This window comes from Burkholderia sp. Bp9004 (assembly GCF_003858025.1).
Lineage (GTDB): Bacteria > Pseudomonadota > Gammaproteobacteria > Burkholderiales > Burkholderiaceae > Burkholderia > Burkholderia diffusa.
Genome location: NZ_QTQD01000004.1, coordinates 219,946 through 232,884, shown reverse-complemented (window position 1 = coordinate 232,884; position 12,939 = coordinate 219,946). Strand labels below are relative to the sequence as shown.

Annotated in this window: 12 protein-coding genes; 2 read left to right on the top strand and 10 right to left on the bottom strand. The window is 69.8% G+C overall.

The genetic code is table 11. The annotated features are described in order from the left end of the window. Window positions 1-6: 6 nt before the first annotated feature. Together DIE08_RS07100 and DIE08_RS07095 are read right to left on the bottom strand one after the other, a co-directional pair. Window positions 7-1,038: a LysR family transcriptional regulator gene (locus DIE08_RS07100; protein WP_124620856.1), complete on the bottom strand. Its 1,032-nt coding sequence runs from the start codon at window positions 1,036-1,038 to the stop codon at window positions 7-9. After that, window positions 1,035-2,009 (bottom strand): AraC family transcriptional regulator, encoded by a 975-nt coding sequence (locus DIE08_RS07095; protein ID WP_124901427.1) that lies wholly within the window; start codon window positions 2,007-2,009, stop codon window positions 1,035-1,037. Before DIE08_RS07095 ends, DIE08_RS07100 begins: the two co-directional genes overlap by 4 nt. Window positions 2,010-2,158: 149 nt before the next feature. Here DIE08_RS07095 and DIE08_RS07090 point away from each other — a divergent pair, with 149 nt between their 5' ends. Together DIE08_RS07090 and DIE08_RS07085 are read left to right on the top strand one after the other, a co-directional pair. Beyond that, complete coding sequence (locus DIE08_RS07090) at window positions 2,159-3,265, top strand: NAD/NADP-dependent octopine/nopaline dehydrogenase family protein (RefSeq protein WP_124620860.1); 1,107 nt, start codon at window positions 2,159-2,161, stop codon at window positions 3,263-3,265. Further along, a complete protein-coding gene (locus DIE08_RS07085; protein ID WP_124901426.1) occupies window positions 3,262-4,272 on the top strand; it encodes a 3-hydroxybutyryl-CoA dehydrogenase in 1,011 nt (336 codons plus the stop codon). The genes DIE08_RS07090 and DIE08_RS07085 overlap by 4 nt, the downstream gene beginning before the upstream one ends. Window positions 4,273-4,406: 134 nt before the next feature. Here the strand turns inward: DIE08_RS07085 and DIE08_RS07080 are convergent, their stop codons facing one another. The 8 genes from DIE08_RS07080 to DIE08_RS07045 form a co-directional block, all read right to left on the bottom strand. After that, window positions 4,407-5,744, bottom strand: coding sequence for an MFS transporter (locus DIE08_RS07080; RefSeq protein WP_059601302.1), 1,338 nt, complete (start codon window positions 5,742-5,744; stop codon window positions 4,407-4,409). 172 nt (window positions 5,745-5,916) lie between these two features. Beyond that, window positions 5,917-6,963, bottom strand: a complete 1,047-nt coding sequence (locus tag DIE08_RS07075) for an ABC transporter substrate-binding protein (RefSeq protein WP_124901425.1) — start codon at window positions 6,961-6,963, stop codon at window positions 5,917-5,919. Continuing rightward, window positions 6,960-8,111 carry an FAD-binding oxidoreductase gene (locus DIE08_RS07070; protein WP_124901424.1) on the bottom strand — a complete coding sequence of 384 codons (1,152 nt, stop codon included), beginning with the start codon at window positions 8,109-8,111 and terminating at the stop codon, window positions 6,960-6,962. Before DIE08_RS07070 ends, DIE08_RS07075 begins: the two co-directional genes overlap by 4 nt. Then, entirely contained in the window at window positions 8,104-9,543 is a 1,440-nt protein-coding gene (locus DIE08_RS07065) for an NAD(P)/FAD-dependent oxidoreductase (protein WP_124901423.1), read from the bottom strand. The genes DIE08_RS07070 and DIE08_RS07065 overlap by 8 nt, the downstream gene beginning before the upstream one ends. Then, window positions 9,540-9,887, bottom strand: a complete 348-nt coding sequence (locus tag DIE08_RS07060; RefSeq protein ID WP_124901422.1) for a (2Fe-2S)-binding protein — start codon at window positions 9,885-9,887, stop codon at window positions 9,540-9,542. Before DIE08_RS07060 ends, DIE08_RS07065 begins: the two co-directional genes overlap by 4 nt. Beyond that, window positions 9,887-10,681: an ABC transporter permease gene (locus tag DIE08_RS07055; RefSeq protein ID WP_124901421.1), complete on the bottom strand. Its 795-nt coding sequence runs from the start codon at window positions 10,679-10,681 to the stop codon at window positions 9,887-9,889. Before DIE08_RS07055 ends, DIE08_RS07060 begins: the two co-directional genes overlap by 1 nt. Further along, window positions 10,678-11,667, bottom strand: a complete 990-nt coding sequence (locus tag DIE08_RS07050; RefSeq protein WP_124901420.1) for an ABC transporter permease — start codon at window positions 11,665-11,667, stop codon at window positions 10,678-10,680. Before DIE08_RS07050 ends, DIE08_RS07055 begins: the two co-directional genes overlap by 4 nt. Further along, window positions 11,668-12,750 carry an ABC transporter ATP-binding protein gene (locus DIE08_RS07045; RefSeq protein WP_124901419.1) on the bottom strand — a complete coding sequence of 361 codons (1,083 nt, stop codon included), beginning with the start codon at window positions 12,748-12,750 and terminating at the stop codon, window positions 11,668-11,670. Window positions 12,751-12,939: the final 189 nt, after the last annotated feature.

Sequence of the window (12,939 nt, the reverse complement as noted above, 5' to 3'; positions counted from 1 at the left end):
GCGCCGCTACGCGCAGGCGGGTGGTTGCGGCGCGAGCCATGCATCGAACGGCGCCTGCCGGCCGATATCGAACAACTCCAGCAGCAGCGCACGCAGCCACCGATGGCCCGGGTCCGCATCGAAGCGCCGGTGCCAGTACGCATTGACCGCCCACTCGCCGGCACCGGCGATCTCGTACAGTGCGCACGGCTGCCGCGCGGCGAACGTGATCGCGATCGTTTCCGGCAGGATCAGCGCATAGTCGCCCTGTTCGAGCAACGCAGGCACCACCATGAAGTCGGGGAGCGCCGCACGCACGCGCGGCATCAGTCCGTGCCGCACGAGCAATTGCATCGACTGCGGATGCGCGGACACCGCGACGAAGCGCAGCGTGTCCGGCGCGTCGCCGTCGAGCACGAAATCGTCGGGCAGCGCGACGCGCTGCGCGGTGCGGCGCGGCATCAGCAGCACGCAGCGCTCGTGCAGCAGCGCGGTGCGCTGGAAGTGGCTCGACGCGTCCGCGAAATGTCCGAGCGCGAAATCGATGCGGCCCGACTCGAGCGCGACGTTGAGCTGGCATTCGTCGACGTGCAGCGTCTCGATCACCGCGCCCGGTGCGCGCCGGTCGAATTCCGCGAGCAGCGTCGGCAGGAACGCGCTCGCCGCGAAGTCGCTCATGTGTAGCCGGAACACGCGCTGCGTGCTGTCTGGCACGAACCGCGAGCCTTCGTCGAGCACGTCTTGCAGGATCGCGAGGGCCTTGTCGACCGACACGGCGAGCCGTTGCGCGCGCGGCGTCGGCTCGACGCCGGTGCCGGTGCGCACGAACAGCGCGTCGCGAAACATCAGCCGCAACCGGCCGAGCGCGTAGCTGACCGACGGCTGCGTGACGCCGAGCCGCAACGCCGCACGGCCGACATGCCGCTCCGTATAGACCGCGCGGAACGTCTTCAGCAGATTCAGGTCGAGGTCCTGCACGCGCAGGCCGTCGGGCGCGTCCGCGTCGTGCGGCGCGGCTTCATGGCGGGCCGGCGGCCGGCCGGTGGCGGAATGCGTCATCGTGCTCGCCTCGCGGTGACGGAAGGTGCGTGGCCGTAACGCCGCGCGTAGGCCTTCGCGAAATGGCCGAAGCCATGAATGCCGTGCGCGAGCAGCACGTCGGTCACGCTGCGTGCGTCGCCGCGTTCCAGCGCGGCGTGCACTGCGGCCAGCCGGCGCTCACGCACGTATGCGGCCGGCGTGGTGTTCAGGAACGCGCGAAATGCGTGCTGCAGCGTGCGCGGCGCGACGCCCGCGACAGCTGCCAGCGCGGTGAGCGCGAGCGGATCCCCCAGATGCGCGTCGACGTGGTCGCATGCGCGGCGCACATGCGCCGGCAGCGGCGGCGTGCCGCGCGCCAGCGCAGCGCTGTACGAATGCGGCAGGTGTGTGAGCAGCAGCGACATCAGCCAAGCGGTGAGATCGGCGCCGAACGTCGTCGTCGACGCGCCGATGTGCGGCTGTGCGCCGAGCCGGCACAGGTATTCGAAGGTCGGCAGCACGAGCGCGACGCCCGTGCCGTTGCCGCCGGCGGCGAGATCGAACTGCAGCGGCCGCGTGAGCGTCGCGTGCAGCATGTCCCGCAGCTTGCGTTCGAGTGCGCCGCGTTCGAGTCGCAGCACCAGGTTGCGGCAATCGGGACTCGTGCATAGGCGGCTCGCGCGCGCCGGCGACGACACGGTCAGCTGGCCCGGGCCCGCCCGCGCGACGCCATCGCCGGCCCGCAGTTCGCACGCGCCCGACAGCGTCAGCCGGAACAGGAAATGATCGGCATCGTCGCCGAAATCGATGCGCGTTTCGCGGCCGTAGCAGAGTTCGAGCAGCGCGCCGTGATGCAGCGGCACCTCATACAGCTCCGCATGAAACGGATCGCGGCCGCGCGCGGCCATCCGGTGCGGCCCGAGCCGGTGCGCGACCGCGCGTTCGACTTCGTCGGGCGCATGCAGCGTGCCGAGCCGGTTCGGCGCATGTCGGGAGAGCGCGATATCCATATGGTGGCCTCGTATTGGATGCGTGAGCGCGGCGGCGTGCGTGTTGTTGCGATTGCGTTGCGCGAACGGGCGTGCCGTTGCGCGTTTCGAAGCGACGCGATATGCGCCACCGCGTAGTCTCGGAACCATCCACTCACCGGGAGACAACGATGAAGGTATGTGTACTGGGCGGAGGCCACGGCTGCCATGCGGCCGCGATCGACCTGTTCGAGAAGGGCCACGACGTGACGTGGTGGCGGCGCGACCGCGAACCGCATGCGCGGCTGCGCGAGCTCGGCGCGTTGCACGTGACCGACTATCGCGGCAAGCGCGCGGTGCCGCTCGGCGACGCGCCTGGCGCGATCCGCCTGACCGACGATCTCGAGGCCGCGCTGCGCGGCGCGCGGCTCGTCGTGGTGCCGCTGCCGGCCGTTTCGCACGACGCGCTCGCCGCGCAGGTCGCGCCGCTGCTCGAGGACGGCCAGGTCGTGTTCCTGCCGCCCGGCACGTTCGGCAGCTTCGTGTTCGCGCGCGCGGCGGCCGACGCCGGCAACCGTGCGCGCGTTGCGTATGCGGAGACGGGCACGCTGCCGTATCTGGTGCGCAAGCACGGCGAGAACGCGGTCGTGATCAGCGCGTATGCGACGCGCCTGCCGACCGGCGTGTTTCCCGCGAACGCGGCCGGCTGGGCGTTCGACGTGCTCCGCGCGGGCTATCCGCCGGTCGAGCCGGTCGAGGATGCGCTGTCGGGCGCGCTGATGAATGCGGGTCCGGTGATCCACCCGCCGCTGATCCTGATGAACGCCGGGCCGCTCGAACACTTCGACGCGTGGGACATCCACAACGAAGGCACGCAACCGTCGATCCGCCGCGTGACGAACGCGCTCGACGCAGAACGCATCGCCGTGCGCGAAGCGCTCGGCTATCGCGCGCCGCATTTCCCGCTCGCGGACCACTATGCGACCGACGGCGACGAATGGATGTACGGGCGAGGCGCGCACGGCAAGCTGACCGACAGCGGCGACTGGCGCGAGAAGATCGATCTGTGCACGCATCGCTACATGCTCGAGGACACCCGGCTCGGGCTGTCGTTCATCGTGTCGTGCGGGCGTTGGGCGAACGTGCCGACGCCCGTTGCGCAGGGGCTGCTGAGCGTCGCGTCGGCGGTGACCGGGCGCGACCTGTATGCGCAAGGCCGTACGCTGGACGGGTTCGGCCTTGCCGCCCTGTCGCGCGATGCGATGCGCGCGCTGCTCGATGCGGGATACGCCGCATGACGCCCGCCACCGACGTGACGCGCGTGCACGTGCTCGGCGCCGGACGCATGGGGCAGGGGATAGCGCTCGTCTTCGCATTCGCGGGCCTCGACGTGACGCTGATCGACTTCAAGCCGCGCGACGCGCAAGGATGGCGTGTGTTCGAGGATCGCACGCGAGGCGAGATCCTGCGGCCGCTGCATGCGCAGGTCGCGCTCGGGCGTATCGACGACACGCAGGCCAGGGCCGTGGTCGCGCGTATCGCACTGGTCGCGCGAGACGGCGCGGCAGACGCCGTGCGCGGCGCCGGCATCGTGTTCGAAGCGCTGCCCGAAGTGCTCGATGCAAAGGTCGACGCGCTGCGCTGGCTGGGCGCGCATGTCGATGCGCGCGCAACGATCGCGTCGACGACGTCGACGTTCGTCGTCACCGAGCTGCAGCGCCATGTTGCACACCCTGAACGGATGCTGAACGCGCACTGGCTGAACCCGGCGTTGCTGATGCCGCTCGTCGAGATCAGCCGCAGCGGCGCGACCGATCAACGGGTCGTCGATGCACTGGCCGCGCTGCTCGAACGCGTCGGGAAGAAGCCGGTGATCTGCGGGCCGGCGCCGGGCTACATCGTGCCGCGCATCCAGGCGCTCGCGATGAACGAGGCCGTGCGCATGGTGGAAGAGGGGGTCGCGAGCGCCGAGGACATCGACACCGCGATCCGCACCGGCTTCGGCCCGCGCTTCGCGGTGCTCGGGCTGCTCGAGTTCATCGACTGGGGCGGTTGCGACATCCTGTACTACGCGTCGACGTATCTCGCCGGCGAAATCGGCCCGCGCTTTGCGCCGGCCGACAGCGTCGTGCGCAACATGGAAGCCGGGCGCGACGGCGTGCGCACGGGGGCTGGCTTCCACGACTATGCGGACGTCGACGTCGCCGCGTACATGCGGCAGCGGCTTGGCGAGTTCGGGCGCTTGCTCGATCATCTGGGGCTGGCGCCGGCGTTCGACGGCGCGGGGCGGGCATCGGGTATGTAGCCGTCGCGGCAGGGCCGCGTGGGCGCCGGGCGGTGCTGGCAGGGTGGGGATGCCTGCGCCGCACGACGCGCTGCTGCATCGGCCACGGCCGGCTGGCGCACGTGGCCCGACCTGCGTGCGGGCGCGCCGCACGCTCACGCCCCGTCGCCGTGCGAATCGCCGGCCCGCACGACGCGCGTCTCGCGCATCGCGCATAGCGTCACGACCGTCACGAGGCCGAGCGCAACGAGGAACAGCGACACAGGCCATGAAGCCTGGTAGCGCGCGAGCAGCGCGGTCGCGATCAACGGCGACATCCCGCCCGCGAAGATCGACGCGACTTCATGACCGAGCGCGACGCCCGAATAGCGCACCTCGGTGCTGAACAGCTCGCCGACCAGCGCGGGCAGCGTGCCGATCATCGCGCCGTGGCTCACCGCGGTTCCGACCGTCAGCGCGAGCCACACGAGCGGCGTCGCGCGCGTGTCGAGCAGCCAGAAGAACGGGAATGCACACGCGATGAGGCTCAGCGCGCCGATCAGGTACACGGGCTTGCGGCCGATCCGGTCGGACAGGCGGCCCCACGCGAGCATCGCGGCCATTTCGACGACCATCGCGATCATCACGCCGGTCAGCATCACGCCGTTCGGGATGCCGACATATCTGCCGTAGACGAGCGAGAACGCGAGGAAGATGTACGCGCCGCCGTTTTCGGCGACACGGAGCCCCATCGCGAGCAGGATTTCCTTCGGATGGCGGCGGAGGCATTCGACGACCGGTAAATGCGTGTGCGCGCCGCGCTTGCCGGCCTGTTCGTAGTCGCGGCTTTCCGGCAGGTGGCGGCGGATATAGATGCCGATCGCGAAGATCGCGATGCTCGCGAGGAACGGCAGCCGCCAGCCCCAGGTGCGGAACGCGTCGTCGGGCAGTGCCTGTGCGGCGAGAAACGCGGCCGACGACAGCACGAAGCCGCCGCCGACGCCGAGCTGGCTCCACGCCGCGTAGTAGCCGCGCTGCTCGGGCGGTGCGTTCTCGCTGATCATCAGCACACCGCCGCCCCATTCGCCGCCGGACGCGATGCCTTGCAACAGCCGCAGCACGACGAGCGCGGCCGGTGCCCACAGGCCGACCTGCGCGTAGGTCGGCAGCAAGCCGATCGCGAATGTCGACGCGCCCATGATCAGCAGCGTCCACACGAGTGACGCCTTGCGGCCGTAACGGTCGCCGACATGGCCGAACACGATCCCGCCGAGCGGCCGCGCGACGAAGCCGAGCGCGAACGCCGCGAACGCGGCGAGGCTGCCGGCGAGCGGCGACGCGCCCGGTGGAAAGAACACGTGGCCGAACACGAGCGCGGCGGCCGTTCCGTAGACAAAGAAGTCATACCATTCCATCGCGTTGCCGGCGACGGAGGCGATGACGATTCGGCGAAGCTGCCGGTCGGCGAGCGGCCGGGCGGCGCTCGGGGACTGCACGGTGTCGGTCGGGTACATGGCGGACTCTGAAGGGGGCGGGTGCGTGCCGTCTCTGGAACGCATGCGGCACTGCGGGCTAGTGTTGTCGGCACCGCCGCCCCGGTCAAATCCGCAGAAAAAGGGGAGTGTCATCACTCCCGCAAATGATGGTCGCGGCGCGCACGGCCGTGCCCGCGCGCGCCGGCGCCTGTTAACGCTCGATCTGCCGGTTCCAGCGCGTGTCCCACTGCGCGCGGCGCGCGTTGATCGCCGTCCAGTCGACCACCGTCACCTTGCGCACCAGCTCGTCGACGTTGCCGAGGCTTTGCTGCATCGCGGCGGGCATCTTCGCGAGACGGTTGGTCGGGATCTGCTTGCCGGCCTCGGCCGCCTTCGTCTGCGCCGGCGCGGACAGCAGGAACTGCGCGAGCTTCTGGGCCAGTTGCGGATCCGGGTTGTTCGCGACCACGCACAGGTCGACGAGCAGCAGCACCGGGCCTTCCTTCGGGTTCGCATACGCGACCGGGATGCCCTTGTCCTGCAGGTCGCCGACGCCGGTCGGCGTCAGCGGGAACAGGCCGGCCTCGCCGGTCTGCACCATCTCGGAGATCTTCGCCGAGTTCGGGATGTACTCGACGACGTTCGGCCCGACCGTGCTCGCCCACTTGCTGAAGCCGGGCTCGACGTTCTGTTCGTTGCCGCCGAGCAGCCGGTTGATCGCGAGAAATCCGTGCAGCCCGAACGTACTGCTCGACGCCGACTGGAACACGACCTTGCCCTTGTATTTCGGATCGGCGAAATCCATCCACGACGTCGGCGGCGCCCAGCCTTTTTCCGCGAACAGTTTCCTGTTGTACGCGATGCCGGTCATCCCGAGCTGCACGCCTGCGCCAACGTCATCCTTCATCCGCGCGAACGGGTACAGCTCCTTCAGCACCGGCGAATCGTCGAGCTTCTGGCACACGCCGAGGCTGACCGCGCGTGCCATCACGCCGTCGTCGAGGAAGGCGACGTGGATCTGCGGCTTGTTGCGGTTCGCGAGCAGCTTCGCGAGCACGTCCGATGACGTGCCGGGTACCACGACGACCTTCACGTTATTCGCCTTCTCGAAGTCGGGCAGCACCTGGCTCGTGTAGGCCTTTTCCATCGGCCCGCCGTTCATGCCGACGTAGATCGTCTTCGTTTGCGCGAACGCGGGCGCGCCGGCGCCTGCGATGCAGAGGGCGGCAGCCGCCGCGATCGTTCCGAGCAGTTTCATCGTTGGGTCTCCTCTTGACGGAAAGGGGCGGTCGGCATGGTTCGCGGTGCGAAGCGTCCGATCGAGAATGCATCGAGTGGCGTGGCGGTTTCACCGGTCGTGACGAGATCGGCGAGCACCTCGCCGACGCCCGGCGCGAGCAGGAAGCCGCCGCCGGAAAAGCCGAACGCATGCAGCAGGTTCGGCGTGGTGCGGCTCGCGCCGATGATCGGGTTGTGGTCCGGCGTGCAGCCTTCGACGCCGCTCCACGTGCGGATCAGCAGCGCGTCGCGCAAGGCGGGCAGCAGCGCGCACGCATCGCGCATCACCGAGCGTGTCGTATCGACCGACGGCTGGCCGAAGTCGCCGTCGCCGCTGCCGCGCCCGCCGCCGATCACGCAGTTGCCGCGCGCGACCTGCCGCGCGTACACGCCGCCGCCGTACACGCCGAGGTTGTGCGTGATGAACGGCGGCAGCGGTTCGGTCACCCACATGTTCGGATAGATCGGCTCCATCGGCACGGCTTCGCCGAAGCGCTCTGCGATCGTGTTCGCCCAAGCGCCGGCCGAATTGATCAGCCACGTTGCGGTGCGTGCGTGGTCGCCCGCATGAACGTGAAAGCGCGTGCCGTCGTACCGGACATCGTCGACCGGCGCGTGCTCGAATACGTCGGCGCCTGCCGCGCGGGCTGCACGCGCGAACGCGGGCGACACGACGCGCGGGTTCGCGTGTCCGTCGGTCGCGCACAGCGACCCGCCGACCGCCGCGCGGCCGAGCCATGGATAGCGGCGACGGAACGCATCGCCGCGCATCACCTGCAGCGGCAGGCCGTGCTCGCCGGCGAGCGCCGCATAGGCGTCGAGTGCATCGAGATCGGCGTCGCTGCGCGCGAGGCGCAAATGGCCCGACACGACGAACTCGCCGTCGATGCCGATCAGCTCCGGCAGGCGATCCCAGATGCGGCGTGCGCGCAGCGCGAGCGGCAGCTGTTCGGCCGGGCGGCCCTGGCAGCGCACGCCGCCGTAGTTCACGCCGCTCGCCTGTGCGCCACAGTCGCGGCGCTCGAACAGGGCGACGCGCAAGCCGCGCCGCGTCAGCGCCAGCGCGGCCGATGCACCGACGAGCCCGCCGCCGACGATCGCGACGTCGTAGTGGCGAAGGTCACTCATCGCGCGCCTCGTCGGGAATCGCCGCGACATCGTCGCCCGCGAGCGCGGCGGAGATCGGAAACGGCTTCACCGGCGGTTGCGCGCGCAACCGACCGACGTCCGCGAGCGAGCGGCCGGTTTCCGCGGCGAGCACGAGTGCGGTCGCGTCGCCGCACATGCGGCCCTGGCAGCGGCCCATCCCGGCGCGTGTCAGCGCCTTCAACCGATTCAGCTCGGTCGCTTCGCCACCGCGAATGCAGCGTCGCAGCGTACCCGCGTCGATTTCCTCGCAGCGGCACACGATCGTGTCGTCCGGGCAGCGCGCGGCGAGTGCGGCGGGCGGCGCGAACGCTGCTTCGAGGCCCGCGCGGAACGTGCCGAGCCGGGCGAGCGTGCGTTCCAGCATCGCCGCATCGGGTTTGCCGGAACGCGCGGGCGACGGCGTCTCGATGCCCGCATCGTCGAGTAGCGCCAGTGCCGCGCGTCGCCCGGACGCCTCGGCCGCGTCGGCGCCTGCGATGCCGGCACCGTCGCCCGCGACGTAGATTCCGCGCACCGACGTGCGGCCTGCCGCGTCGCGTTCTGGCAGCCATGCGCGGTTGAGCGGATCGAAACGGAACCGGCAGCCGGCGAGATCCGCAAGCTGCGTTTCCGAACGCAGCCCGAAGCCGAGGCCGAGCGCATCGCAGTCGAGCAGCCGCGGCGGCGCGTCGCCGCCGGCCGCGCGCCAAGCGAGTCCCGTCACGTGCCGATCGCCGAGCACGCGCTCGAGCGTGACGCCCGTTTCGATCGCGACGCCGTGCGCGCGCAGCCACCCGATGTAGTACAGCCCCTTCGCGAACGTGGACGGCATGCGCAGCAGCGCGGGAGCCGCCGCCGCCTGCTGGCGCAGCGGGCTCGTGTCGAGCACCGCCGCGACCTGCGCGCCGGCCGTCGCGTACTGGTAGGCGACGAGGTACAGCAATGGTCCCGTGCCCGCGAACACGATGCGGCTGCCGATCGCGCAGCCCTGTGCCTTCAGCGCGACCTGCGCGCCGCCCAGCGTGTAGACGCCGGCGAGTGTCCACCCCGGCACCGGCAGCATGCGATCGGTCGCACCGCTCGCAACGATCAGGTGCGAGAACGGCACGGTCGTCTCGCGGCCGTCCTGGAGCGCGTCGACGCGGCCCGCGCCACACGCCCATGCGAGCGTGTTCGGCCGGTAATCGACGTGCGGCAGCAGCGCGGCCATGGTCCGGTGCACGGCATCGGCCTTCGCGGCCTCGAAGCCGTACAGCACGTGCTTGCCGCGCGCGAACGCACCGTCGGCCGGCGGTTGACGATAGATCTGTCCGCCCCAACGCGCGTTCTCGTCGATCACGACGGGGCGCAGCCCCGCGTCGACCAGCGCCTCGGCCGCGCGCACGCCGGCCGGTCCCGCGCCGACGATCACCGGTCGCAATGCGTCGTTCATGATGCATCTCCGGCTGCGGCGGGCTGCGCGCCGGTGAGAATCCGCATGCCGTCGACGATCGGTGTCGAGCATGCGCGCACGCGTGCGCCGGCCTCGGTGCGCACCCAGCAGTCCTGGCACGCGCCGATCAGGCAGAAGCCCGCGCGCGGCTTGCCGCTGAATTCGCTCACGCGCACACGGCGCTGCGCGACGAGGATCGCGGTGAGCACGGTGTCGCCGGCGAGCGCGTGCGCGGGACGACCGTCGAGCGTGAACGCGACGGCGGCGCGCTCGCGTTCGGCGATGCGCACGAACTGCGCGCCGTCGTCCGCGATGCCGGTGGAACGGGAAACGGAAGTCGTCATCAGTGTTGGCCGATCAGGATGCGGTTCAGGCCGTACACGCGATCGAGCAGCAGCATCGCGCCGGCGGTGATGAAGATGACGAGCGCCGACACCGACGCCATCATCGGGTCGATCGATTCGGTCGCGTACATGTACATGCGCACCGGCAGCGTGACCGTCTGCGGCGACGTGACGAAGATCGACATCGTCAGTTCGTCGAAGCTGTTGATGAACGCGAGCAGCCAGCCGCCGGTGATGCCGGGCACGATCATCGGCAGCGTGATGCGGCGGAACGTCGTCCACGGATCGGCGCCGAGCGAGCACGCGGCCTGTTCGACGCTGCGATCGAGGCCGGCGACGGATGCGAGCACGAGCCGCATCACGAACGGCGTGATGACGATCATGTGCGCGAGCACCAGCCACGCGAACGAGCCGGTCGCGCCGATCAGCGCGAAGAACCGCAGCAGCGCGATGCCGAGCACGAGGCCGGGGATCACGAGCGGCGACAGCAGCAGGCCGTTCAGGAACGCGCGGCCGGGAAACGCCGCGCGGCCGATCGCGAGCCCGGCGGGCAACGCGATCGCGAGCGACAGCGTCGCCGACGCGAACGCGAGCTTCACGCTGTTGGCAAATGCGGTGACGAAGTCCGGATAGTCGAGGATCGCGCGGAACCAGCGCAGCGACAGGCCGTGCGTCGGCAGCGTCAGTGTTTCGTCGGGCGTGAACGCGACGAGCACGACGATCACGAGCGGCGCGAGCACGAACAGGATCACGAGCGTGTGGAACGCCAGGGCGAACGGGCCGTTCTTTCTCATCGGGAAGCGCCTCCGAGGCTGCGCGCATAGCGGCGTTCGAGCACGCGGTAGTAAGTGAGCATCACGACGAGGTTCGCGACCAGCAGCAGCACCGCGATCGTCGCGCCGAGCGGCCAGTTCAGCGAGCCGAGGAATTCGTCGTAGACGGCGGTCGCGGCGACCTTCAACCGGCGTCCGCCGAGCAGGCCCGGAATCGCGAACGCGCTCGCCGACAGCCCGAACACCATCAGGCTGCCGGACAGCACGCCCGGCATCAGCTGCGGCACCACGATGCGGCGCAGCGTCGTGAACGGCGACGCGCCGAGCGACAGCGCCGCGTGCTCGGTCTGCGGATCGAGCCGCTGCAGCGCGGTCCACACGGGGATCACCATGAACGGCAGCATCACGTGCACCAGCGCGATCACGATCGCGAACGTCGTGTATTCGAGCTTGTACGGCCCGAGACCGACGAGCCCGAGCGCCTGGTTCACGAGCCCGCTCGTGTTGAGCAGCATGCTCCAGCCGAACGCGCGCACGACGACCGACACGAGCAGCGGCGCGAGGATCGCGAGCAGGAACAGCGAGCGCCACGGGTCGCGCATTTTCGACAGCACGTACGCTTCGGGCGTGCCGATCGCGACGCAGATCGCGGTGGTCAGCGCGGCGATGCCGAACGTGCGCGCGAAGATCGTGTGGAAGTACGACGAGCCGAGCACTTCCGCGTAGTTGCCGAACTGGAACGCGGCAATCGGGCCCGTGGCCGGATCGTAGCGGTAGAACGTGAGCGCGAAGGTCATCGCGAGCGGCACGAGCACGAGCGCGGCGAAGAGCAGGAACGCGGGCGCGCACATCAGCCACAGCGGCGCATGGGCGCGCCATGACGCACGCAGCGTGCGGCCACTGGTGGCGCGGAGCGGCGCCGTATCGACCGACGCAGCGGCTCCGGCCGATTGCGCGAGCGCGGCCGGCGTGCCGTCGGTCGGGAGCGGTCGGGCAGGCTGTCCCATTCAGGCCTCCCGCCGCATCACGCGCACCGCGTCGCTGTGCCAGTCGACGCCGACCGGCGCACCTTCCGCGAGCGGCTCCGCGCCTTCGTTCTGGCAACACACGAGCACTTCTCCGAGCGCGCTGTCGACGCGGTACAGCCACTGGCTGCCGAGGAAGAAGCGGCTCGTGACCGTCGCGGCGAAACGGCCCGCGCCCGGCGCGCACAGTCGCAGTTTTTCAGGGCGGATGCACACCGACACGGCGTCGCCGATGCGCACGTCGCGCTCGCGCGCCGGCAGGTGCGCGGTGCGGCCCGTTTCCGCGAGATCGTGGCCGAGGTCGATGCGGATCGCGTCGCCGTCGTTCGCGACGATGGTGCCGGGCAGCAGGTTCGCCTTGCCGATGAACTGCGACACGAAGTGGTTCTCCGGGCGCTCGTACGCGCGATACGGCGTATCGGTCTGCGTGATGCGGCCGGCTTCCATCACGACCACGCGATCGCTGATCGACAGCGCTTCCGATTGATCGTGCGTGACCATGATCGTCGTCGTGCCGATCTTGCGCTGGATCGCGCGCAGTTCGAACTGCATCTCTTCGCGCAGCTTCGCGTCGAGGTTCGACATCGGCTCGTCGAGCAGCAGCACCGGCGGTTCGATCACGACTGCACGCGCGATCGCGACACGTTGCCGCTGGCCGCCGGACAGCTCGCGCGGAAAGCGGTGCGCGAGCGCATCGAGACGCACGAGCGCGAGCGCCGCGCGGATGCGCTCGGCGCGCTCCGCCTTGTCGACGCCGCGCATGTCGAGGCCGAAGCCGACGTTTTCCGCGACGCTCATGTGCGGAAACAGCGCATAGCTCTGGAACACGATGCCGAGCCCGCGGCGGTTCGGCTTCATGTGCGTGATGTCCTGACCGTCGAGCGCGATGCGGCCGCGCGTGACGTCGACGAAGCCGGCGATCATCTGCAGCGTCGTGGTCTTGCCGCAGCCCGACGGCCCGAGCAGCGACACGAATTCGCCTTGTTCGACCGACAGGTTGACGTCGGCGACGGCGGTGAGCTCGCCGAACGATTTCGTCAGATCCGTAAGCGTGAGAAACGACATGGGGAGCTCCGGGTTCGCACACCGGATGGCCGGTGCGTCATTGACGCGGACTCTAGCCAGCCATATTGGGGAGCGTCAATTTGGAATTCTGCTCAGCGGGATGAATTTCTGAAAAATTCCGATTGGCGGAATACTTTTGGGCATGGAAGAAAAATCGTTCCGTTGAATGAAGGCTGGCCAGGCGGTGAA

Bases quoted from the DNA above. Each gene is read 5' to 3' on its own strand.
- DIE08_RS07095 (WP_124901427.1), bottom strand. From the start codon at position 2,009: ATGGATATCGCGCTCTCCCGACATGCGCCGAACCGGCTCGGCACGCTG.
- DIE08_RS07060 (WP_124901422.1), bottom strand. From the start codon at position 9,887: ATGACGACTTCCGTTTCCCGTTCCACCGGCATCGCGGACGACGGCGCG.
- DIE08_RS07075 (WP_124901425.1), bottom strand. From the start codon at position 6,963: ATGAAACTGCTCGGAACGATCGCGGCGGCTGCCGCCCTCTGCATCGCA.
- DIE08_RS07070 (WP_124901424.1), bottom strand. From the start codon at position 8,111: ATGAGTGACCTTCGCCACTACGACGTCGCGATCGTCGGCGGCGGGCTC.
- DIE08_RS07045 (WP_124901419.1), bottom strand. From the start codon at position 12,750: ATGTCGTTTCTCACGCTTACGGATCTGACGAAATCGTTCGGCGAGCTC.
- DIE08_RS07085 (WP_124901426.1), top strand. From the start codon at position 3,262: ATGACGCCCGCCACCGACGTGACGCGCGTGCACGTGCTCGGCGCCGGA.
- DIE08_RS07090 (WP_124620860.1), top strand. From the start codon at position 2,159: ATGAAGGTATGTGTACTGGGCGGAGGCCACGGCTGCCATGCGGCCGCG.
- DIE08_RS07100 (WP_124620856.1), bottom strand. From the start codon at position 1,038: ATGACGCATTCCGCCACCGGCCGGCCGCCGGCCCGCCATGAAGCCGCG.
- DIE08_RS07065 (WP_124901423.1), bottom strand. From the start codon at position 9,543: ATGAACGACGCATTGCGACCGGTGATCGTCGGCGCGGGACCGGCCGGC.
- DIE08_RS07055 (WP_124901421.1), bottom strand. From the start codon at position 10,681: ATGAGAAAGAACGGCCCGTTCGCCCTGGCGTTCCACACGCTCGTGATC.
- DIE08_RS07050 (WP_124901420.1), bottom strand. From the start codon at position 11,667: ATGGGACAGCCTGCCCGACCGCTCCCGACCGACGGCACGCCGGCCGCG.
- DIE08_RS07080 (WP_059601302.1), bottom strand. From the start codon at position 5,744: ATGTACCCGACCGACACCGTGCAGTCCCCGAGCGCCGCCCGGCCGCTC.